Below are 23088 nucleotides of genomic sequence, written 5' to 3'. Positions count from 1 at the left end.
CCGAGCTGTCGGCTTCCGTTGATTTTGCGCGGATGATCGTTTGCCGTTACTTTCCGACAAGTGTCTCAAGGCGAGCAGGACCAAGTATGCTGGACCATTGAGGACAGTGCCCCAGAACACGGCAACATCCCCAGGTCGCTGGTGAGCGGGAGTCTTTCCGTGGAGTGTATTGGTTGTTGAAGCAATGTCCGGGCGGCTGCACCACCCTGTTCCGAGACATCGACGGAAAGATTGGAGATCTGTCCGGTCAAAAGCCTGTCTAAGCTCAAGCTGGTGAGTTTTGATGGCAGGAGGCGGAAGTCTTGTTTAGAGCGGGTTGGTCTTCCCGTTCACTGCAGTCTTCATAAAATTGATCTTCGATGTGGAAATAACCGATCCGATAAGCCGTTCTTTCTTCGACGGTTTGGGGCCTTCGGTCTCCGGCAATCGACTGATGCCGTACGGTTGGAGACAGCGATGCAGCGATGGTCGCATCAGATGCGGCATGGTCGGCTGCAGCGCATAGAGGCAATCGTCGAAAGGCAGTAGGTATGGCGCCGGAAAGCGATGATGGTCGCCTCCTCCTCGATGGAAAGATGGAAAGCACGTTCGATTTGGCTTTCTTCGGGCCTGTGGGAAAATCGGCGACAGCTTGCGCTGCTTCCACTTGGCGACGGTCTTCTGGATAATCCGTAGCTTAGTGAGCGCTCTCAGGCTCTCTTGAGTGTTTGTATGCTCGACGGACTGCCTCCATCTTGGTGGCGCAGCCGTGTATAAAACTTGTCCCATTGCGCATCCGTCGAATCGTGCGACAAGAATGCACCATCAAAGCCTGGGACTAAGCACCTAGTAGGATACCACTGTCCCCAGGCCCTCCTGTTCTGCAATATCTAGTATTGCAGAACCTATAGTAATGTCGTGCAATGCGAGGCCGACATTGAATACTGCAATTCGATCCGTATCGTGGACCCTGCCGGCGATTCTTCCTGCGATGACGTCGCTGACGCATCCAAGAACTCGGGAAATATCTTGATAGGGAGAGCCTGCAGCAACGATGTAGTTTTTGAATTGATCGACGTCATCAGTCAACAATACATCCGATGCCGTTGTGATATCCTCTGACCATCCGCGAACGTGGATAGGCAAAACCAAGCAGCCCTCCTTGACCCATCCGAACCGGAATGCCACGTCGTCCAGTCGACTTGTTGCTGTCACCACGACGTCAGCAGTACGAATCGCCGTCTCAGCCTCCTTTACGTGAATTATCCGTGCTTTTGAGTCGGTCTGGTCAGCCAATCGCTTCACGGCAGGCTCATCGATATCCACGACTTGGAATTCGACATTGGGGTGAATTAGCGACAGCATTCTGATGTGGTAAAGGCCTTGAAGACCAGCACCAATCACCGCTATTCTGTCCACGTGACCCGACGACAAATATTTGCTCGCGATCGCCGACGCCGCCGCTGTGCGAACTGCAGTCAGGTAAGCTGCATCCATCACGCAAATTGGTAGACCGGTGTCCGGATCATTCAATATCAATAGCCCTGTGATGGTTGGTAGGCCAGCTTTGTGATTGCTTGGGTAGCCAGCAACCCATTTAAGACCGGCTCGGCGTTGCCCTGGAAGCCAACCGGCCATTGCGTGAATGAATGCTTGGTGCGCCGGGTGAATCCCGATCTTGGGCGGGTTCTCGAATGCGCGGTTGCCGTGATCACGAAGAGTCTCTTCGACGAGATCAAGCGCTAAGGCGAGCGGTAGATTGGCTCGCACAACGTCGTTCCGACTTAGCCATCTTACATTACACATCGTCATGTTACCGCCTCTCCTGATGTTTCCGGCCGGATCGGTCGCGCTCTTCAAGTGGGAGTGTCGGCAGCTCCGAATGGGCTTCAGGTGACCTCTCGCCATTGCTGCTTATCATCCCAGGATGCCGAGGGGCTTCCCAGTAAGACCGCGGCGAGCTGGTCGTTCTTAGCTTTGAACACTATGGCCCGTTGGCGATGCTCCTGCCGAAGTTGGACACTCGGTTATGATTGCGGATGCGGGCACGCCCGGAAAGGAGCAAGCTTGACAAATGTGCCGTAGCGGTTTGCCGGAACCTTCAGTTTCGTGAGCATGCTTATTCTCCCGAGCCCGATGGGCGCTCCTTTATTGAGGTTGCTTTGCGGAAAGATACATTTGCACCGTTCGGAGTGTTGTCTCTATGTCGGAAAGCACGAGTGGTAATTTGGGAGTTAGCTGCTTATTGTTGTGTTCGATGAACCGGAGAAATTCTTCGTGGTACATGCTCACGTAGCTAAGCTGCCCATCTGCTCTGTCGGGCAGCGCCGGAATTGAGGACAGATCAATTATGATGCGCGGTTCCAGCCGTAGAAGCGCCTGGCGAAGGATAGCTTCATATTCATAATCGACATCCGCGGTTGCAATAATGACGATCGATCGTGGTTCAGGCTCGTATCCAACCTCTTCCGGGCGCATAAGTGCGATTTCCATATCAGCCCAGGGGCGGAGGCGTTTGCGAAGGTTCTTAGGGCTCCGCGTTACGACTATCGTGGAACGGAATGACTCTCCTACGCCACTGCTTATCAGTCCGCGGCCCAACATTCCCGCCCCAATTATATAAAGTCGGTCGGGTGGTTCTTCATCCGGAAAGCGATCAGCTATTATATCGCGGACAATCTGATCGTAATTGAACGATGCGATGAACCTCTGTCGCTCGCGCGCAGCACGGCCTATATCAAGTGCGAAGCGTGCAATTTGGAAGATCGGAAGGGTTTGATCTACGAGTTCGATGGCCTTTTCGAGCTGATCGCTGACGTAGCTCTCACCCAGGATCTGCGAATGAGCACTGGATGCTATCTCGGCAAGACGTTGGGAAATTGCCGCTGCTCCCTCAATTCGCTTGCATGAGAGGCCGCAAAAGATAGTGCTATCCATATTTCTGAGTGCGGACTCGTCACCATAGGCTTCGACTCGTACGCATGTGGCGACTAGGAGGACTCCATTTCTCCCAAGATCTGTCGCAAGCGGTTTAATCTTCGCCGAAAGTTGAGCCATCGTGAAGGGCGTGGTCATCTGATGATCAGTATAAATTCCAAGCAGCTCGGTCATCTTTCTCTTCTTTCGACGTTCATTGAACTCAACCGCGGGTGAGGGCAGGCGCCATTCGGCTCTAGGTTGCCCACCGCGTCACTGCGAGATGGAGGTCGCTATCACGGGGCTTCTAGTTCGCGATCACGCCAGCGGAGGTCGGCAGCCGACGATTATGGTCGGAGGTGGACAAGGGTGGCGAACGCGTTTGGGATAGGGATCTTTCATGGCTTCTTTTCCAAGCGAAACCCAGAAATGGCATTTGCTTTCCTTAGTCCATCCAGAGGATGCAATATTGGTCGGTAGCTTCGGTCACCCGCGAAGACGAATTCCAAGAATCATGCCAGCCAACAGAATGAGCCTAAAGATCAACTTGCTGAGTACATCAAGACACATTGCGGGTGTGCGGCAGGATGCGGCCGAACCCCTGTGCGTCATAGACCGAACAAATCCGACAATTGTCGGTTTCCCGGCATTTGCATGCATGGTGGATCTTCGCAGGAGAATGCTCCCGTCCAATCCAACCGCGGCTCACGTTGTACGCCCTGGGATGATGTCGGACATGCAATGTTGCGGTAGGAGCTCGTTGGCGCAATAGATGCATGATTATCCGGGAACGCGTCATGGAGTGGAAGCAAATGCCCTGATTATGGCGTGCGAGAATATCATCGCAGCGCCTGCTGACGCTAACCATGCGCGCGGTGCGCCATCTTCTACGCCCTCTCGCTTCACCGGCGGCCGCACCTTCGACCGTATCTTCCAACAAAGGATAGTCGATTATGAACAATGTGAACTGGGGCGGTGTCTTCCCCGTACTCGTAACTCCGTTCGGAGCTGATGGCTCCATCAATGAAGCCCGATACAAGGCGCTCATCGAGGATGCGATCGCAAATGGCGCGCAGGGCGTCGTCGTGGCTGGCAGCACCGGGGAATTCTATGCGCTCACTAAGGCCGAGCGCGCGAGCCTCTACAAGTTGGCTGTTGACCACGTGGCCGGCCGCGTCCCCGTCCTCGCAGGCGTCGCCGATCTGCGTGTCCAGGATGCACTGGAAGCCTGCCATTCGGCCGTGGCGGTAGGCTGTACGGGCGGCTTGATCCTGCCGCCATTCTACGCCATGCCGAGCCCGCGTGAGATCGTGGCCTTCTTCGAGCACATCTCCCGAAACACGTCACTGCCGCTGATGCTCTATAACAGCCCGCGGCGCGCTGGCATCGACATTACCCCCGCCCTTGTGGAGCAGCTGTCCGCCCTGCCAACCGTGGTCGCGATCAAGGATAGCTCCGGCGTCATCACTCAAGTGACTGAGCTTGTGCAGCGTGTCGGGAACAAACTTCGCGTTTTCATCGGTTACGAAACCATGATCGTGCCGGCTCGCGCTGTGGGCGCTCACGGAGTGGTCGCTATGGCGCATCAAATCGCCGGGCCTTTGATCCGCGATTATTGGGACAAGGCTCTGAGTGGTGAGAAGGCATTGGATGATTTCGGCCGCGACGTCTTCGCCTTCTATCGGTGCTTCCACTCCGGATCGTATTACGCGGCCATCAAAGAGACCATGACTCAGCTCGGCCGGGGCGCGGGTGTTCCGCGCCTGCCGCTCTTGGGGTTGGCAGACGAACAGAAAGCAACCATCGCAAAGATCGTCGCCGAATCCGGTCTCACTCGCTGGGCAAAGACTTAATGAAAAGGCGCACAATTGTTCTATAAGTCTTTACTTTTCGAAACCTGTGTTCCGACGGCTTGCGCTTTAGCGCGCCTTCTTAGTGCAAGAAGAATATGTGCACGAAATGGGACATCCACCAAGAATACCCACAGGTGAATAAATTGCCTACGATCTGTCTAAATCTCACCCGCTCTCCTGCGACGACGATCCGCACAAAGAGGAGCTGGAGGTTGTCGGCATCAATCAGATGGTGGTGCCGAAACCCGAAACGACCTTTCGAAGAAGTCGCGACAGCGGTGGGACCGCGAAGGTGGCACTAAAACAAAGTACGTCAGGTATCTTCATGCCTGGCAAGCGATGAGACCGAAGGGACAGGAACGCGGGAAATGAGCTTGGATGAACCGCTTCCGGGCTGGCGACCTCGGCAGCTCGCCTCGGAGGGGCCGCGCTATCTTGCCCTGGTCAATGCTCTGGAGCGGGACATCGTCGGCGGCCGGCTGTCCGATGGCGACCGGCTGCCGGCGCACCGTGACCTCGCACGGGAGCTAAGTCTGTCCGTCGGCACTGTGAGCAAAGCCTATCGGGAGGCAGGGCACCGTGGCATTGTCAGGGCCCATGTCGGGCAAGGTACCTTCATCCAGCGACGTTCCGTCGCCAGGACCCGAGCGACGGCCGCATACGAGCCAGTGAACATGGCGCTCAACGTGCCCGCCAACGGAAACGAGACGCAGATCCTGTCCGCGTTGTTTGGCGAGATGGGCGGTAAGCGTGATCTTGCGCCGCTGCTGGACTATCAACCCCATGGTGGCAACCGTCGGCACCGCGAGATCATTGCCGCTTCTCTCTGCAGCGGCCCGTTCGCCGTGGATCCGGCTTGCTTGTTCCTGTGCAACGGGGCCCAGCATGCGATAGACATCGCGGTGCGGCTCGTGGCGCGGCCGGGCGACGCCATCCTGGTGGATACCGTCACCTATTCCGGCTTCAAAGCTATCGCTGCGGCGAACAATCTCGTGCTGGTCCCGGTGGCTATGGACCGCGAGGGCACGGATCCTGACGCTCTGGAGACAGCCAGCCGGAACTACGGCGCCAAGGTGTTCTATTGCATGCCGCCTTTGCAGAATCCCACGGGCCGCACCATGGGGCTTACGCGCCGACGGCGCATCGCGGAAGTGACCGATAACCTCGACCTTATGGTGATCGAGGATGATGTCCATGGCTTCTTCTTGCCGGATAGACCGCTGCCTCTCACGGAGCTCATCCCCAACCGCAGCTTCTATATCACGTCTTATTCGAAACGGGTCGGACCAGGATTCCGCGTTGGGATGCTGATGGTTCCGCCGGCGTTAATCGAGCAAACCGAACTTCTGCTGCACGCCTCGTGTTGGTACTTGCCTCCTATGCTTAGCGAGATGGCTGTGCGACTCATCGAGAGTCGCAAGTTGGACGACCTCGTGCACGTGCGTCGGCAGCAAGCGATCGAGCGCTATCGGGTGTTTTCCGACATTTTTCCGACCGCAGAGAAGCTGAAGTTTCCCCCTTTTTATGGTTGGCTGCCATTGCCTTCACAATGGTCAGCGAGTGCCTTCGCTTCTGCAGCACGAGTCCACGGCATACTCGTCACCCCACCCAATGCGTCTATGGTGGATGACGCTGAACCTGGCGCGATCCGAGTTTGCCTAGGCGGTCCGAATGGTCTTCCCGAGCTCTCAAGCGCTCTGCACACGTTGCATGAAATCATCACCCGCCCGCCCTCGAACGTGTTCTCAGTCGCCTAAATGTCGCCTGACGCTGCAAAACTATACTATTCAGCACCACCATGCTCCCGTAGAGCTCCATTGACGGTGTAACAAGATCCGCTTTTTGAGGGGTCATAGTTCATGTGACGCACAGCGCTTGCTGAGATGTTAAGCCAGGGCATGATATATATTAGGTGTTTTGGACTGCACCCCTGAGATGAGACAGGTAATTGCGGTGACAGCGCGGTTGCCATGATGCGTTATCGTGCCTTGTTTTGCGCGAAGGCGGTTTCAAACTCAGCGGCGATTGGTATCCGAGCGCCGAGTGCAGCCGGTCCTTGTTATAGACCTCTGCAATAAAGCCATCGATGCGGCGGCGGGCGGCGAGATCCAGCTCGCCTTTTGTCCTGCTCATGCCCGATGTAAGTTCGTCGAGGTGTTCAAGACGACTCAGTCGCCGTTCGCGCGCGAGGTGATCGAACGCCTGCAGGCGGTCTATGCGATCGCGGCCGAGATCGCGCGGGTCGAGCGCCGAGCAGCGGCTCGCCGTCCGCCCCGCCAGGGCCGCTCCGTTCATGGAGGCGCTCGCGGCACGGTTGACCACAATGGTCGGCCAGCTCTTCTCCCGGTCGAAGCTGGTGGAGGCCATCAGTTATTCGCTCAATCCGGGCGAACCAGGAGCCATCAGCTGCACGATCTGCTCGCCTGGAACAAGGCGGCGCACCCGCGAGCCGCATGAGCCCGCGTCACCGCAAAGCTTCGCCATCAATGGCGGCCGCCGCCATGCCCTTGCGGAGCTCGATCGATGGCTCCAGGCTCGCGTCAACCGGCATCCTGCCGCCACCAGGCTTCCCGCGCTCGACGGCTACGTCGCCGCTATCGTGTCCAGACCGGTGTCGATGAGCCCGCTCGACTGGATTTGCCCGCTGCTTGCCATCGATGCCGATGCGTTCAACCGCGGCGACACGCCGGAGTTCGCGGCGATCTCCGCCGTCGCATGCGCCATAATGAGATCCGGCAGACCCTTTCGACCGCGCCGAAGCAGTTCGCGCCAATGCACCGGCGTGAAGCCAATGGCGATGTCGACGCGTGTCCCTGGTGCCAGGGGTTCTACGCCGTGATGCGGCTCAGGCTGCCGGCGTGGGCGCCGTCACTGGACGCCAGCAACGTCAATCACCGTCTGCTGCTGCCCATCCTGCGGCACTGTCGCGACGATCAAGGTTGTCCGCTGCTCGGGCCGCCACGAAACAGCCCTGACAACCACCGTAAGGACTACTGGTTCATCACAGTGATTACGTCGTTTTGTCGAGCCATTCGAGGATCGGCAAGCTTTCCAGCGGCACGAGGATTTCGATGCTTCTGAGGACGCCAGGTTGACGCCGTTTCGTTCGAGGGTGACGATCATTTGGTGGACCGAAGGCGGGCTGACGCGGAAGTGGCGCTGGATGTCGGCTTCGGCGGGTGGACGTCCGAACATGTGGGCGTAGGTATGGATGAAAGCCAGGTAATAACCCTGCTTCTCGGTGAAGCGCGCGCCTGATTTTTGACTCATCGTTGGATTCGTCCCGGCCTCCGACAAGGAGGCAAAGCATGAATGTACGTTATCGGGTCGAATTGAACCAAGCCGAGCGCAACGAACTGACGGCGATGCAGGGCGGCGGCAAGCACGCCGCCCGCAAGCTTAAGCGGGCGCAGATTTTGCTGGCGGCCTATGGAGGCTGCCGCGATGAGGAGATTGCTCGGACCGTGAGTGTCAGCCTCTCCACCGTCGGCCGGACCAAGCGCCGCTTCCTGGAAGGAATCTGGAGCGGGCCTTGAGCGAGGAGCCGCGTCCGGGCGCTGAGCGCAAGCTGACCGGCAAGGAGGAAGCCCTGCTGGTGGCGACCGCATGCGCCAAGCCGCCCGCCGGCTGCAAACGCTCGACGCTGACGGTGTTGGCCGACACGATAGTCAAGCTCACCGATCACAACAGCCTGTCGGGCGAGACCGTGCGTCGCCTGCTGGCCGAGAACGACCTCAAGCCGTGGCGCAGGGACATGTGGTGCATTCCCCATGTCGACGGCGAATAGTTGCCCGCATGGAGAACGTGCTCGACCTCTACGCCGAGACGCAGAATCCCGCCCGGCCGCTGGTCTGTTTCGACGAGAATCCCATCTAGCTGATCGGCGAGGTGCGCCAGCCGGTCCCGGCCCAACCGGGACAGCGCGAGCCCTACGATTACGAGTATCGCCGCAACGGCACCGCCAATCTCTTCGTCACCTTCGATCGACATCGGGGCTGGCGCAACTTCAAGGTCACCGACCGCCGCGCCGCCGTGGACTACGCCCACTGCATCCGTGATCTCCTCGACGTCCATTATCCCGACGCCGCCTGCATCCGTGTCGTGCAGGACAATTTGTCGATCCATAAGCCTGGGGCGCTGTATGAGGCCTTCGCGCCCGCCGAGGCCCCGCGCATCCTGCGCCGCCTCGAAGTTCCACTTCACCCCGAAGCACGCCAGTTGGCTCAATATGGTCGAGTGCGAGATCAGCGTGCTACAGCGCCAGTGTCTCGGCCGCCGCATCGACGATCCCAAAAGGCTCCGAAACGAGATCGCAGCATGGCAAAAGAGGCGGAATAAAACCCGAACCCGCATCAAATGGATGTTCACAACAGATAAAGCCCGCGCCAAACTCGGCCGCGCCTATCCAGCCACCCCAAAGAGTCAAACTCACTGTGATGAACCACTAGCCGATATTCCAGCGGCTGTGGAGGCGCTGCGCCAATATTGGATGCCGATCCGCTACCCGCGCGCCCCGCTGATCACCCCCGACGTGGGAGCTCATGCGGTTACGCACGGTCGGCCTCCCGCACCACCGGCCGCGGCAGGTAGTACACGCTGCCACGGTTGATGTTCAAGGTACGCATGCGACGAAGGCCGCCCGATTGACACATGCGCGCGGGGGCCGGGTCGGCTATGATGGCGCTGCGTGAAGGTTAGGCAGCTTGCTGATCGTTGAGTTCGTCGGCTTGGCGCGGGAGCTTCCATTCCCAGGGCAGCAGTTCGTGCAGACGCGATGCGGGAAGATCGGCGATACGGGCGACGATATCGGCCAGCTAGGCCTTGGGATCGACGTCGTTGAGGCGACAGGTCGTGATCATCGTCAGCATGATGGCGGCGCGTTCGGCGCCGCGCAGGCTGCCGGCGAAGGTCCAATTGCGCCTTCCCAAGGCGATGCCGCGCAACGCTCTTTCGGCGGCGTTGTTGCTGAGGCAGATCCTGCCATCGTCGAGGAAGCGGGCAAAGTCGCCCCAGCGCCTGAGCATGTAATTCATGGGCTTCAGGACCTCGGAGGAGCGTGAGAGGGTTTCTCGCTCGCGCAGCAGCCAGGTGTGCATGTCGTCGAGCAGCGGCTTGCTTCTCTCCTGGCGTACGGCGCGCCGCTCGTCGGCGCCGCGGCCGTTGATGGCGCGCTCGATCTCGAACAACGCATCGAGGCGTCTGAGCGCCTCCAACGCGATCGGAGAGACCGGTTTGCCCCTGCCTTCCCTGGCGTTCTTCTCGATGTCGGCCAGCTCGAAGAAGCCCCGCCGCGCATGGGCGAAGCAAAACGCCGGCGTAATCGGCAGCACCTTCTTCTGCGGATCGAACAGCGGCTCGAAGCCGTTGTAGCGATCGGCTTGCAGGATACCGGCGAAGGCGGCCAGATGCTTCTGTGGATGCTCGCCTCGACGGTCGATCGAGGCGTAATAGACCGCCGCCGGCGGCGCAGGTCCGGCGACGGGCCGGTCATTCCGCACATATGTCCAGATCCGACCGGTCTTGCACTTGCCCTTCGCCAGGATGCGGATGGTGGTGTCGTCGCCATGCAGGTGCTCGGCAGCAAGCACATGGCGTTCGATCAAGTGGAAGAGCGGCATGACGGCGAAGGTCCCGTGGCCGACCTGGTCGGCCAGTGTTGACAACGGCAGGTCGATCCCCTCGGCCTTAAAGCGCGCACTCTGGCGATTGAGCGGGATGTGCATGCCAAACTTGTCGAACAGGATCGTCGCCAGCAATTGTGGGCCGATGAAGCCGCGCGGTGTGGCATGGAACGGCGCGGGCGGCTGGCTGATCTTCTCGCAATCGCGGCAGGTGAACTTTTCCCGCACCGTCTCGACGACCTTGAAGCGACGCGGGATCTCCTCCAGCGTCTTGGTCACATCCGCGCCGATCTTCGCCAGCCGCGATCCACCGCAGCAGGCACAGGTCGTCGGAGCCTCGATAACGACGCGCTCGTGTTCGATGTCGTCCGGCCATGGCTTGCGCACCGGCCGCTTGCGCATGAAGGGGCGGACGTTCTGCGTCTTCGCCGCTGCGGCCTGCGCGGCAAGCTCATCCTCCCTCGCCGTGGTGACGAGTTCTTCGAGCTCCAATTCCAACTGCTCGATCAGCCGCGCCGTGCGCTCGGAGCGCTGCCCGTACAGTTCGCGTTTGAGCTTCTCGATCCGCAACTCGAGATGCGCGATCAGCGCCGCGTTGTCCGACAGCTCCGCTTGCGCGCTGGCAGCCATCGCCTCGGCTCGCAGCCGGGCCTCACGCTCGGCCTGCAGCGCTGCCACGGCACTGACAAGATCCGATGGAAGGTCGTCCGGCTTCGATATCATGAATCCATTGAATCAGATGAAGCAGCAGATTCAAACCCAAAACGGCTATCCGATCCGCGTCGGACGCTGGGTTTCTTGCGGGTTGCGCCAATCGATTCCGGATAACAGGTAGCTCATCTGCGCCGGCGAGATCGTCACTGCATCGCCCGCAACCGAAGGCCAGATGAACCGCCCTCTCTCCGGTCTTTTGGTGAACAGGCATGCTCCCTGGCCATCGTGCCAGATCACCTTCACAAGATCGCTTCGGCGACCGTGGAAGACAAACAGATGACCGCTGAGCGGGTCCTTGCACAGCACCTCCTGGACCTGGAGTGCCAGCGACGGAAAGCCTCGGCGCATGTCCGTGTAGCCTGTCGCAAGCCACACTCGTGCGCCCGTCGGAACCGGGATCATCGGCGTACCAAAGCATCGAGAACGCGACGTAGTGCGTCTCCATCAACGTCGCCATCGACCCGGATGCGGTGCCCGCTACCAAGATCTATCTTGATAATGCCCAGGCTCTTCCGTCGACGCGCCGCCGTCGTCGTCAGTGGCGCTTCGGCCACCTCCCGCGGCGGCACAGACGGCCCAATCTCGACCGGCACGAACGGCGCTATACTCGCTTCACCGTGCTTGCAAAGCTCTTTGCGCCACCTGAACAGCTGGCTTACATGAAGGCCAGCCAGGCGAGCCACCTCGGAAACACTGGCTCCGGGCTCGAGCGATGCTGCAACATGCTGTTCCTTCTCATCCTGCGACCACCGGCGCCTCCGCTCGGCCGATGTGATCACCTCCGCCTTCGAATTCGTCATAGCGCTTCCCCTAGGATTACCCCTAGGACCTGCCGCATTCGCGTCCGTCAAACAAGGCGGCCCTCAACGGCCCTCAACGGAGGAATACTGTTCAAGCCTCCGCCTGCCTGGTGATCGACAGCTCGTCCTCACGGTCGATCATCGCTTTGCTTTAGCAATCCCGGCTTGGCGAGCGCGCTTTCAAAAAACTAGGCGCGGCGCTGCGCTCCCCCTGTGGGATAGAAACGGATCGGCGCTAGCTTGCCGACCGGAGGGAGCGGCCGAGACTTTTTGGTGGCCCGTGACCCCGTTAAACCCTGGTCCATGGGTTCTCGCGCACTGGAGAGCGGTGGCGCCATCCGGCGATCCCGTTCAGGAATCTGACGAATAGCGCAGCCCAGCCTTCTCGACGCCGGCGCTATGCTGGCGTGTCCGGACTGTTCACAGGAGCAAACGTCCCCTCGTCATCTAACAAGTCCACCAAAGCGTCCACCCGTTCCCGCGGCCAGGTCATGGCGAACTCGGACGGGGTTCTCGATCCGAGCTGGCTGGATGTGTGAGGCCGCGTACTCCAGCAAACGCTCGCGCTGGACGCACGTAGGCTCGCAGCTCGGCAATCTGCGCTTTGGGCCGAGAGCTGGCCCGCAGCGATCATCGCCGCATTGTCCAACATGGCGTCTGCCAGAAGCCGCTTCAGCTTCGTGTTCTCGTCTTCCAGCGTTCTCAGCCGCTTGGCCTCGGAGACGTCCATCCCGCCGAACCTGGCCTTCCATTTGTAGATGCTGGCGTCGCTTACACCATGCTTGCGGCAGAGATCGGCGACCGGAATCCCGGCCTCGTGCTCATTCAAGATCCCGATGATCTGTTCTTCCGTAAACCGCTTGCGCTTCATGCTCTGGTCTTGTGTTGGGCCGGAGCGAACTTCAAACTGGATTAAGCCCGAGGGGCAAGTTCAACAGAGCTGAAGGTCTACATAAAGTTGGACGTTGCGGAGTAGCGATATCAATCCGGTGGTCTAGGCGCCGGCTGCTAGACAATGAATCATGGCAGCTCTCATATGATGATTGTTGTGACCGCAATTATACGTTCCACTACCGGAGAGAAATCAATGACTCTTCGACCATCCACCGCTAGCGTCATCGACCTGCGCTCGTTCAAGAACCTGCAATTTACGTCGCTTCCTGGTCGGCCTACTCATGGTGACCTCCTCCTATCAAGCGATTGCGCGGCCAGCGAGCACGGTTCTCTTGGATTGCGGTGGTTGTTTATATTCAGCCAGAAACGTCGCAGAACAAGTCTTTCACTTACCTTAGAGCTGTATGCAATTCCCCTACTTAGTCTGGTAGAAACAGACAGTAACAGTACGGAACTACTCGAATCGGTTTTGGCGTTGTTAGCTCGCAACGAATGTGATTCGCTGAAGAGCATGTGAGCCAAGCTGCGGATGATGGTACTCGGCCTGCATATCTAGCAGCGTGCCGATGATCGCCAAAACCGGACAGGGCCGTGAGAACTCGCGAGCAGGAGTTGCGCCTTGTTCGCTCCGCTCGGATCAGCTCCCAAATGTTAGTAGTTGATCTAGAACACAGGATAATGCCATTGATTATCTGTGGAAGCGTAGAATTGATTACACGTCACCGCATTCGGGAGAAACATTGAACGATCCTTAGACAACATCGAACGCGACTTGTCGCTAATGGCCCCATCGATTCGATAGCCCTGCAGCAATGTAGTGCTCTCAGCTCTGCTTACGACGATTTGAGGCGCAGTTTCGGCCTCCAGGGATCGCCCACCACACCGCCATAGGAAGACTTGAGGACGCTCAGGCGGCGCCGTCATCTGGTTGCTGTCGAAAAACGCGTGCTTACCGACGCTTCAATGCCGATCGCCAATGAGCCTGATCTCAGAAGACAGGCGGGTAGACATGACCGCGTTTACTGATACGCCAAGCCCAGTTTGGAGGAACAGCTAGCTAATGAATGCACTTTCCCAGAGAAGTCGGCTGCCGGCGCCTATCGCATCCCGGTTGGGCGTACCGTTAGTGGTCGCTCCCATGTTCTCCGTTTCGGGGATAGATCTTGTGACTACTGTATGCCGGGCTGGAGCGATCGGTGCTTTTCCCACAGGCAACGCCCGATCAGTTGAGGAGCTCGATTACTGGCTAAGTTGCATTGAGCAAGATTTCGCTAAGCTAGATCGGCCGGTGGCGCCGCACTGTCCGAACCTCATCATCCAGCAGCCACGGATGAGGGATGATCTTGCCTGTCTCGCGCGTCATAAGGTAGAAATTGTGATAACCAGCATGGGATCGCCGACCCCCGCGATCGAACCGCTGCACCAAATCGGTTGTTTCGTGTTCGCCGCCGTTGCGTCGCTTAGGCACGCCGAAAACGCAATCGAGGCTGGCGCCGACGGTTTGGTTCTGCTAACGGCGGGAGCTGGAGGCCATACTGGCTGGGCCAATCCGTTTGCGTTTGTTCGGGCAGTTCGTGCCGCCTTCGATGGTCCTATCACACTTGCGGGCGGTGTCACCGATGGCACTTCGCTCGCGGCAGCACGTTTGCTCGGGTGTGATCTCGCCTATGTCGGTACTCGCTTCATTGCCACGCGTGAGAGCATGGCGAGCGCTGCCTATTCGCAAATGTTAGTGGACAGCACTCTTGATGACGTCGTGCTAACTAGGGCTTTTACGGGACTCAATGTCAGTATGCTCCGGCCTTCGATCGTAGCCGCTGGTCTGGACCCCTCGGACCTTGATGAGTCGATCTCCGTTTCGCGCGCGACACAAATGTATGGCAGCAACAATCTTGGCAAAGGACCGCGGCGCTGGATCGACATCTGGAGTGCCGGCCACTCCGTTTCAGGTGTGCGCTCGATCGCGGGCGCGGCGGAATTGGTACAGGAGATCGCCGCGCAGTACGAAGTGGCGGTGGCTGACCGGATCAGATAAGTGTCCCCACGCGCGCTCGAGCGCGTCTATATCTTGCAGGCGATGTTCCCTGAGTACCGGAGTCAAACAAGATGCAACTTAGGAAGGCTCAGACTGTGTCAAACTCATCGACCAGAGCGTTACCTCCCGTTCAGAGCCGACAGCTGCGCTTCACCGTTACGATATTTCCCGTGTTTGGAACGAGCTATGCCTTCCGCCGCTGGCCTCCTGACTTTCTCGATGAGACGTCATGACCTGCCCCGCGCGTTTGAAGTTCGTTCTGGCCCACGACGAGGACCAGAGGATGCAGCGCAGCCGCTTTCGGAAGGGATGGGATGTTCGGTCCCGATCGTCTGACCTATTTGCCGCGCAGCATGTGTTGACTGACGATCAATGACCGATTCCATCCAGGAGGAAAAGTCATGATCTACCTCGGCCTCGATGTTTCTCTGGATCCGTTGCGATATGTGCGGTGGACGAGACTGGAAAGGTCATCCGGGAGGGAACGAGGTTGGCGGACGCGCCGTCGTGCAGTACCTCGAACCATGGGCTGGTCGAGTTGAGCGCGTGGGCCTGGAGCCAGGATCGACCTCAGAATGGCTGACCGCAAATCTAATCGAACTGGCAGTGCCGGCCGTCAGTTTGGAAGCCCGCCGTTAAGGCGGCACTTTCGGCCATGGGTGAAGACCGATCGGAACGACGCCCGTGGAATCGCGGTGGTGAGAACGGAATCGTTCAAACCTGTCCACGTCAAGAGCATCGGCAGCCAAAGGGCGCGGACATTGGCGCCCGCTCGCAAGCATATCGTCCGCTCCATCGCGGCCGCGGAGCAAGTCATCCGAGGACTTCTGCGTCCGCTCGGTCTCAAGGCCGGTATCGTCTCGCGGAATCTGTTCGCGACGCGAGTTCGCGAGTTGGTCGGCGGTGACGCCATGCTGGAGGCCTTCATGAATCCGCTGCTCGCCGGACGCGAAGCGCTGATGCGGGAGTGCGCCCCGATTGCGTCGTCTGGTTCTGAAGGCCGTGCGCACGATCTGGCATGTCGGCTCTTGATCGATGCCGGGATCGGCCCGGTTTCTGCGTTGACCTTCCGCTCCATTGTGGACGACCCTAGGCGATTCCTGCATTCCCAATCCGGGGGCGCCTATCTCGGGTTGACGCCCGGCGATACCAATCTGGCGAGATTGATCGGGTGGACGGATCACAGGATCACAAAGTCGGAGATGGAGAAAGGCGCACGGCCCTGTTCGAAGCTGCAACGCCATGAACCCGATGGTCTCCGATGAAGGCTTGGGCGGTGCGTGTTGCGCACCGGCAAGGAAGGAAGCGTGCGTAGGTCGCGCTGGCCAGAAAGGTGGCTGTCGTCCTTCACCGAATGTGTGTCGATGGAACCGAATTCCTTCCGATGGACCGACGGCCTAAGGACCGCCCGCGCCACCCAAAAGACGCCCGTCGGAGCGTGGGATGATCGAGTTCGACGATCTGTCGTGGCGCTCGCCTGCAGGCAGCTGACTACGCCGAAGAGCTTGCGCCGATGCAGGGGCTCCGCTTCGCCGAGGCTGGCAATAAAGGCTTCGTGCGGGCGATGACGAGGAGATACTGGTCCGATCTGGGCGTGATGGCGGCCTCGATCTCCCCTGGAACTCTTCAACGCGCAATAGGTGCTGACGGCCGTCGGCAACAAGGCTCGTTACTTTTGGAAAAGTCTTGTCCTCGATCACGACGGCGCTGGCGCCGGGCCGCTCATATTCCGTTGAATGACGTTAATCGCCTTGCCATAGCCCGTATCAATGTCCGCGACGATCGGCAGCTCGTGCGTCCGGCGATCGCCTGCAGCATGTCCAGATGCTGTGTCATTGAGATGAGGTTCATGTCCTGCAGCAGCTCATAAGGCTTAGACAGCTCAAAGCCGAACGCCCACAGTCCGCTAAATCCGGCTTCTTCCCGCGAGAATCGCCGAAAATGGGCTGTGGGCGGCCATGATGTGGACCAGGCCAGTCTCGGCCATGCGGGCGCGCAGGCTTTTGGCAGGGACATCAGATTGGCTTTCAGGACAGGGTCGCGCAGGCGGCGATGATTCGGTCGCAGGCCCGGTTGAGGTCCTCGAACGAGGAAGCATAGGAAATCCGGATATAGGGCGAGGCCATGAAGCCGCTGCCGGGCACGACAGCCACGGCGAAAGCGTCGAGCAAATACATCGCAAAGTCACTGTCTGTTTCGATCAGCTTGGCGTCCGGCGTGCGCTTGCCGATAACCCCCTTGCAGGACGGGAAAACATAAAAGGCACCGTCCGGCACACGGCAAGCAAGCCCCTTGGCCTGGTTCAGCTTGGCCACGACAAGGTCGCGGCGCTCCAAAAACGCGCGCACGAACTCTTTGATATGGTCCCGCCTCCCTGACAGCGCCTCGAGCGCGGCATGTTGAGAAATCGAGCTGGTGTGCGAAGAAGTTTGGCCCTGGATGAGGTTCATGGCCTTGATTAGCGCCAGAGGTCCGGCACCATACCCGACGCGCCAACCGGTCATCGCGTCAGCTTTGGACACGCCGTTGACTGTTAAGGTGCGCTCGTAGAGATCCGGCGCGACTGCGGCCATTGTTGCGAAGTCGGCGCCGTAGGTGAGCTTTTCATAGATGTCGTCGGATAGCACATGCACATGGGTACGCTCGTGCAACACCGCAGCGAGCGCGAGCAAATCACCTCGGCTGTAGACTGCGCCGGTCGGATTGCATGGCGAATTCAACATCAACCATTTGGTGCGCGGCGTGATCGCCTTCTCCAGCGCCCGAGGGCGGAGCTTAAAGCCATCGAGTTCGCTGCAGGCGACGACCACCGGCTTGCCGCCGGCCAGCGCCACCATGTCGGGATAGGAGACCCAGCATGGCGTTGGGATCACAACCTCGTCGCCCGGATCGAGGCTAGCGAATAGTGCGTTGAACACGACCTGCTTGGCGCCGCAGCCCACCGTGATCTGGTCAATACCGTAATCGAGGCCATGATCGCGACGGAGGCTCTCGCCGATCGCTGCCCGCAGTGGCTTGATTCCGGCGACCGCCGTGTATCTCGTATTCCCGTCGCGGATGGCTCGGATGCCAGCCTTACAGATAGCGGACGGCGTGTCGAAATCCGGCTCACCCTGGCTGAGCGTAATCACGTCGGCGCCCTGATCGCGCAGCTCGGCGGCGCGAGCCGTCATGACCTTAGTTTGAGAGGGACGGACGAGTTTGAGCCGTTCTGAAACGAGAGACAAGACACGATATCCTTCGAGTTCGAATGAGCGGTTTCGTGGCGTCTATCCGAACGCGAACGACCAAACTAACCGGGGGGATCGCGGCATCGGATAAAATCATCGAAGATTACAATAATCGTATCGCTTCTTCGTGCGGCGCTGTTGGGCCGTTCGCAGTACGTTGCGTCTTCGCTCTCCCTCTTCATCAGCCTGCGTTAGGAGTGCCAACTATCGCATCTTCGCAAGCTGACATCGAATTATTCGATAGTGTCATCCTGCCGCAGCAGTTCAGGTGTTTAAGGTCGTACACAATCGCGAATATGCCTGATGACACAAGCGCCCAAACTCGGTGGTCCGCCAATGTCAGTGCCGATCTAAGAATTCGCGGGCGTGGCATCCCTAGGAATGGAAGTGGAACCGGAGGGGGTGATGACCCATATCGAACTGACGTGACGGCAAGCCATCGCAGGCGTGGTTGCCGCAAGCGTGTTGGCCAGCACAGGCGCCGGTGCTGTGGAGGGTGAGCCTAAGACATTGACGCGTCGCCGGTCGGCATGTCCGGATTTCCGCGATCGTTAGACCCGGTCATCGCGACCGATACTGCCATTCGCCGGACCATGCCGCAGCTTTTCGAAACGCTGATCACCTTCGACCATGCCCATGATATAGCGCTACGGCCCGGCTTGGCCGAGCGTTGGGAGCGGATCAATGCGCAGTCACTGCGGCTATTCTTGCGCAGGGGAGTGGCTTTCCATGACGGAACGTCTTTGAGGGCCGAAGATGTCGCCTTTAGTCTTGGTCCTGACCACCTGCTGGGTCCTGGACGCAGCGGTATGTCCCAGGCGCTTCAGTCGCTTGATCGGCTCGAGAAAGTCGAAATCGTTGATCCTTTTACCGTCATTGTGCATGCCAAGGGCGGCGACGCGCTCCTCGAGCAGCGTCTGGCTGTTTGGGGATCGGAGATCGTCAGTCAGCGCGCCTTCGTGGCGGCGGGCTCGTGGGAGCGGTGGACCACAGCCCCTGTGGGAAGCGGTCCTTACAAGCTCCTCGACCACAAGCTCGATATTCGTGTCTCGCTGGCTGCCCACGATTCGTATTGGGGCGGTCGGCCGCCGTTCGATGGCATCGAATCACGCATCATTCCCGAGCGTTCCGCGCGCGTGAACGGCCTGCTCGCCAGCGAGCGGACTCGGGAAAGAGACGTTCTAGCTGACACCTGACGCGATCCTGGTTACTGCCGGCAAGACTGTTGCCGGGTTCGGCTACGAAGACGTTGAATCATGTTTCGAAACGCACGCTTTGTCGAGGAAGAGACGCCGCCCGCCGACGCGACTGTCGTAGACCAGACTTGGCGCTAGGTGAATCGTAGGGGCGGCCCGAACCGGCGCTTCAACAACAACCGGGAGCGACCGATCAGCCTATATGGTAAAATCGATCTTCGCGCGTCCAACGGAGTGAACCAGCGGATCCAGTGTTCGCGCGTCGAAGCAGCCGAGAGATTTGTCGCACCCTCACTGCAATGTCTGCTTGAGAGTGCGATCCCGATAAGCGCCTCGCACGGCGCTGCGATGCGCGCCGCTGATCGTGCGTCGGACAGGAAACGGCCTCAGGCCGGGAGATTTGCTGATTCGATGCTTCTCGCAAGCCAGAAGCTAATTCAGAAACCCCAAAGCTTGGCAGATTCCTCAGGGAAGCCGATCAGCCGACGCTCAGATTTTCGGCGCTCGTCTTCATCAGCTCGTAGCTGACCCGAACGCCTTCCGCGAGATTGGTGCAGCCGGCCTTCTCGACCGCGCTGATGTGAACGAAGACGCCAGCTCCCGCGACTTCTGGCTGGTGAAGCCGTATCTCTTGGGCGCGTTGAACCACTTCACAGTCCCCAATGCCATTGCATTATTTCCAAACTGAAGTTCCGCGATCTTGTCGAAGAGCAGCCTGACCATAGGGACGTCCGCGCGGCTCCTCACGTTGAGCGCCCATCACGCGTCTACAACCGTTTACCCCCAGGACGGTTTCTGCGGGCGATCGGTCCTGGCGGCGCAGCCGGCAATGGCCGTCGCTCATCGCCGCCTGGCTCATCGGCCTGTGCCTCGGGCTGGCCTTGCGCCACACATCGATCGAGCTTCTCAAGGGCCTCAAGGACCTTCCATCCCTCCTCAGTGATGGTCCAGTATCCCACCTCGCGATCGATGAGCTTTTGTCCGAAGATATCGAGGTTCGGCTCGCGGCTCGCGATGCGCTTCATGCGCGCTGCCCACTCGGGTCCGCTGGTGTAAAAGATGGCCAAGTGCTGTTTGACGACTTCAAGAGCGGCTCGGCCGCCCGGCTGGCCGGCAAGTATCTTCAGTATGGATAGCTGAAAGCTCACATGCGCACGCAAAGATTCAAGGAACTCCCGACGATACCGGCACTAGCCACGGCCGGGTAGCGCACGTCAGCGCTTTCAAACGAAAACCTTGCCGGATAAGGCTAACGAGGCAGCACAGTACCGCATTCATATGCAGCCTTTCCTGGACAATCCCGTGCAAGGCCCAGGAAGGGGAAGTCACGATCGACGTCTATGGCTTCCTAACTTGTGCCACCAATGTCGAGAGCACTTCATTTTCCAAGGTGCCAAGCCTGGGATCGAGGCCACGCAGCTCATCAATGTGATTGCATATCGATGTCTGTGATCCAGTCGAGCAAACGAGTCAATCCCGCTAGGTCCTCCTAACGGATGAAATCAAGCTCGTCATGTGGTCGCATCGCCGCCCTCTCCCCGGTGAGCAGGCGATGCCGGTTGTCTTGTTTGCGACGTGCTGTCGATCTCCCGACAAGTCCGCTTGGAGAAGAGCGAGCATCTATTCAATCCGTCGCAGTTGGCAGGGGCTTTGAAGAGTGAGATGGGCTTTGGAGAGCGAGATGCCATCGATTGCTCAGGAGTGCAGGGATGGCTTGCGGGATGATAAGTCTTCAGTTCGTGGCATGGATCGGGTCCGACTTCGGGCCTCCAATCTTTGGCATCAACGCAGTGGCCTGCGCATGAATCGCCTCTATGATCGACCTGGCTCCATCCCGATGCGCGCCGTTTCCATTGCACTTGCGGTGAGTTCTGGCGCGGCATTTGCAACCTCTCCTTGGCGCTTATCGCATGCGAAAATCGGCGCCGCGCTTTTCGAAGCCCAGCGGCCAAGCCGTGGTCCGTTTTTGCGTCTAAACGTGCGGTCGCACGAGGCTGCCCGCGAGCAGCATCGCAGGCTGACCGCGAATTCACGTGAGAACGTAATACTCCCGTGAAAGAAACGGTATTTCGTTCGCTGACGCAAACGGCGGCCTGATGATATGGACAAGATAGCCAAGACAAAGCCGGCATTAATCTCGCGACCAGAAGGGACGAGACGGGCGGCTATCCGTCGCTTCTCTATCGAGCTCGGCGAAACCGCGAAGCTCGCGTTGCCAATGGTGCTGACGCAGGTTGCGCAGGTTGCGATGATGACGACTGATCTTGCCTTCATCGGGCGTATGAGCGCTGAGGCGCTCGCCGCGGCAGCGCTGGCAGGCCGGCTCTATCTCATTAGCGTCACATTCGGCGTGGGACTACTAAGTGCCATTGCGCCTTTGGCGGCGCGGGCGTTTGGGGAAAATAATCTAGGTGCGGTACAGCGCTCGCTGCGCATGGGCCTATGGCTGGCCCTGATCCTGTCATTCCCGATCATTGCTGTGGCGCTGCGAGCAGAGCAAATACTGCTTGCCTTGGGCCAGACCCCAGATGTGGCGCAGCTCGCCCAGCAATACCTCTTCGGATTAGCCCTCGGCACGGCTCCGGCACTGGCGTTTTTGGCTATCCGCAATTTCATGGGTGGGGTCAATCGGCCACAGCCAGTCTTCTGGATTACGCTATCTGCCATCCCCCTCAATGCGTTGTTGGTCTATATTCTGGCCTATGGGAAGGTTGGGCTGCCCCGGTTGGAGCTGTTCGGGGCAGGTCTTGCGACCACGCTGGTCAACTGCGGCATGTTTTTGGTGGGCTTGTGGTTCGCTGCACTGCGCCGGCCGTTCCGTGAGTACCATGTGCTTGCGGATCTCTGGCGTTTCGATTGGCTCGCAATGCGGCAGCTCATCGCATTTGGGACCCCGATCTCCATCGCTTCATTGATCGAGTCGGGACTATTTGGAGCCACGTCGCTCGTTGCAGGCTTGATCAGCAACAGCGCACTGGCCGCTCACCAGATTGTTGTTCAGGTTTCCTCGACCCTGTTTATGATTTATCTCGGCATTGGGACGGCCGCTGCCATGCGCGTTGGCCATGCCGCCGGCCGCGACGACCGTGCAGGCGTCAAGCGGGCGAATCTGGCGGCGATGTTGCTCGGTATGGTCATAGCTACAACGCTAACGCTTACGTTGATCACCGTGCGTTTTGAGATCGTGGAGCTGTTTCTGGGCAGAACGGCTCGCGATTCGGAGGCAACGATCAGCCTCGCTGCAAAGCTCCTCATCGTCGGCGCAACCCTCTTTATCACTGACGCCGCCCAGTGCATTACGGCAGGCGGCCTGCGCGGGCTGAAGGACACGCGGGTGCCGCTGCTGTTTGCGACTATTGCTTGGTGGCCGATCGGCTTTTCCCTCAGCTATTGGCTCAGTCTGAAGATCGGTTTGGGGGCCGTCGGTATATGGATTGGCTTGTCGACTGGATTCACAATCTATGCGGCGATCCTCGTGCTGCGGTTCCGCCACTTAGCAAGTCGTCCTCTCTGATGCGCGCGCATCACTGATGCCAGCGGCGACGATATGCCCGGGTGCTTGCCCGTGCGGTTGTGACCGGGGCGAACGCCCGGACTGAAAATTGAAGGTTTCGCGTCACGGCGCGACTGCAGGGATAACATAAGATGGACAAGCGATTTTTTTCATGACCGAGATGACGATTGCAGAAATCGCGTACGTCCATTCTTTTGTTCGGCTGCGCTGCGGGCCATTCTTCCGTCCCGGCCACCCATCTCGCAGCCGCCGCGCGCAGGGGCGGTCAAGGCTGGCCGCGTTTGCGGCCACCGCAAGGCTTGGCCTTGACCGGCCCGAGCACGGCGGCATGCTGGC

At 59.2% G+C, this 23088-nt stretch carries 15 protein-coding genes and 6 pseudogenes; 10 read left to right on the top strand and 11 right to left on the bottom strand.

Going from position 1 to position 23088, the window contains the following annotated elements:
• Nucleotides 1-355 precede the first annotated feature (355 nt).
• From IVB36_RS00125 to IVB36_RS00115, 3 genes and pseudogenes are all read right to left on the bottom strand, one after another.
• Nucleotides 356-768: pseudogene (locus IVB36_RS00125) on the bottom strand (IS481 family transposase); the annotation flags it as partial.
• A gap of 57 nt (nt 769-825) precedes the next feature.
• Nucleotides 826-1791 carry an ornithine cyclodeaminase family protein gene (locus IVB36_RS00120; protein WP_026233830.1) on the bottom strand — a complete coding sequence of 322 codons (966 nt, stop codon included), beginning with the start codon at nt 1789-1791 and terminating at the stop codon, nt 826-828.
• 336 nt (nt 1792-2127) lie between these two features.
• Nucleotides 2128-3090: a hypothetical protein gene (locus IVB36_RS00115; protein ID WP_018459521.1), complete on the bottom strand. Its 963-nt coding sequence runs from the start codon at nt 3088-3090 to the stop codon at nt 2128-2130.
• Nucleotides 3091-3848: 758 nt separating this feature from the next.
• Here IVB36_RS00115 and IVB36_RS00110 point away from each other — a divergent pair.
• From IVB36_RS00110 to IVB36_RS40315, 3 genes and pseudogenes are all read left to right on the top strand, one after another.
• Complete coding sequence (locus IVB36_RS00110) at nt 3849-4748, top strand: dihydrodipicolinate synthase family protein (RefSeq protein ID WP_018459520.1); 900 nt, start codon at nt 3849-3851, stop codon at nt 4746-4748.
• A gap of 368 nt (nt 4749-5116) precedes the next feature.
• Nucleotides 5117-6505, top strand: coding sequence for a PLP-dependent aminotransferase family protein (locus IVB36_RS00105; RefSeq protein ID WP_018459519.1), 1389 nt, complete (start codon nt 5117-5119; stop codon nt 6503-6505).
• 343 nt (nt 6506-6848) lie between these two features.
• Nucleotides 6849-7032: pseudogene (locus tag IVB36_RS40315) on the top strand (transposase); the annotation flags it as partial.
• Between the two features lie 299 nt (nt 7033-7331).
• On the opposite strand, the gene IVB36_RS00095 reads toward IVB36_RS40315, so the two are convergent.
• Nucleotides 7332-7472: a hypothetical protein gene (locus IVB36_RS00095; RefSeq protein ID WP_247390120.1), complete on the bottom strand. Its 141-nt coding sequence runs from the start codon at nt 7470-7472 to the stop codon at nt 7332-7334.
• Here IVB36_RS00095 and IVB36_RS40310 point away from each other — a divergent pair.
• Both IVB36_RS40310 and IVB36_RS00085 read left to right on the top strand, forming a co-directional pair.
• Complete coding sequence (locus tag IVB36_RS40310) at nt 7464-7829, top strand: UPF0149 family protein (protein WP_346731030.1); 366 nt, start codon at nt 7464-7466, stop codon at nt 7827-7829. The genes IVB36_RS00095 and IVB36_RS40310 overlap by 9 nt on opposite strands.
• 227 nt (nt 7830-8056) lie before the next feature.
• Nucleotides 8057-9156: pseudogene (locus IVB36_RS00085) on the top strand (IS630 family transposase); the annotation flags it as partial.
• A 286-nt stretch (nt 9157-9442) separates the two neighbouring features.
• On the opposite strand, the pseudogene IVB36_RS00080 reads toward IVB36_RS00085, so the two are convergent.
• The 4 genes and pseudogenes from IVB36_RS00080 to IVB36_RS00065 all read right to left on the bottom strand — a co-directional run.
• Nucleotides 9443-11092 (bottom strand): annotated as a pseudogene (locus tag IVB36_RS00080) (IS66 family transposase).
• 45 nt (nt 11093-11137) lie between these two features.
• Nucleotides 11138-11485, bottom strand: coding sequence for an IS66 family insertion sequence element accessory protein TnpB (gene tnpB / locus IVB36_RS00075; RefSeq protein WP_018459513.1), 348 nt, complete (start codon nt 11483-11485; stop codon nt 11138-11140).
• Nucleotides 11482-11883, bottom strand: a complete 402-nt coding sequence (locus IVB36_RS00070; protein WP_247390119.1) for a transposase — start codon at nt 11881-11883, stop codon at nt 11482-11484. Before IVB36_RS00070 ends, tnpB begins: the two co-directional genes overlap by 4 nt.
• Nucleotides 11884-12514: 631 nt before the next feature.
• Nucleotides 12515-12754: pseudogene (locus IVB36_RS00065) on the bottom strand (transposase); the annotation flags it as partial.
• Between the two features lie 1083 nt (nt 12755-13837).
• On the opposite strand from IVB36_RS00065, the gene IVB36_RS00060 reads away from it, so the two are divergent.
• Together IVB36_RS00060 and IVB36_RS00055 are read left to right on the top strand one after the other, a co-directional pair.
• On the top strand, nt 13838-14812 hold the full coding sequence (locus IVB36_RS00060; RefSeq protein ID WP_026233827.1) for a nitronate monooxygenase: 975 nt from the start codon (nt 13838-13840) through the stop codon (nt 14810-14812).
• A gap of 575 nt (nt 14813-15387) precedes the next feature.
• A complete protein-coding gene (locus IVB36_RS00055; RefSeq protein ID WP_247390118.1) occupies nt 15388-16077 on the top strand; it encodes a hypothetical protein in 690 nt (229 codons plus the stop codon).
• A 762-nt stretch (nt 16078-16839) separates the two neighbouring features.
• Here IVB36_RS00055 and IVB36_RS00050 read toward each other — a convergent pair.
• The gene (locus IVB36_RS00050) at nt 16840-18039 is read right to left on the bottom strand and encodes a pyridoxal phosphate-dependent aminotransferase (protein ID WP_247390117.1); all 1200 of its coding nucleotides are present in this window, start codon (nt 18037-18039) and stop codon (nt 16840-16842) included.
• A gap of 533 nt (nt 18040-18572) precedes the next feature.
• Here IVB36_RS00050 and IVB36_RS00045 point away from each other — a divergent pair.
• A complete protein-coding gene (locus IVB36_RS00045) occupies nt 18573-19238 on the top strand; it encodes an ABC transporter substrate-binding protein (protein ID WP_018459545.1) in 666 nt (221 codons plus the stop codon).
• A gap of 478 nt (nt 19239-19716) precedes the next feature.
• Here the strand turns inward: IVB36_RS00045 and IVB36_RS00040 are convergent.
• Together IVB36_RS00040 and IVB36_RS00035 are read right to left on the bottom strand one after the other, a co-directional pair.
• Nucleotides 19717-19907, bottom strand: a pseudogene (locus IVB36_RS00040) (cold shock domain-containing protein).
• A gap of 98 nt (nt 19908-20005) precedes the next feature.
• The gene (locus IVB36_RS00035) at nt 20006-20398 is read right to left on the bottom strand and encodes a hypothetical protein (protein ID WP_247390116.1); all 393 of its coding nucleotides are present in this window, start codon (nt 20396-20398) and stop codon (nt 20006-20008) included.
• A 941-nt stretch (nt 20399-21339) separates the two neighbouring features.
• Between IVB36_RS00035 and IVB36_RS00030 the strand changes: the two genes are divergently transcribed.
• Nucleotides 21340-22752: an MATE family efflux transporter gene (locus IVB36_RS00030; protein WP_018459547.1), complete on the top strand. Its 1413-nt coding sequence runs from the start codon at nt 21340-21342 to the stop codon at nt 22750-22752.
• A 151-nt stretch (nt 22753-22903) separates the two neighbouring features.
• Nucleotides 22904-23088, top strand: a 185-nt coding sequence (locus tag IVB36_RS00025; protein ID WP_247390113.1) for a hypothetical protein, incomplete at its 3' end; no start/stop codon positions are given.

The sequence above is a fragment of the Bradyrhizobium sp. 35 genome (assembly GCF_023073215.1).
GTDB lineage: Bacteria > Pseudomonadota > Alphaproteobacteria > Rhizobiales > Xanthobacteraceae > Bradyrhizobium > Bradyrhizobium canariense_D.
This window is presented reverse-complemented; position numbering and strand designations above follow the sequence as displayed.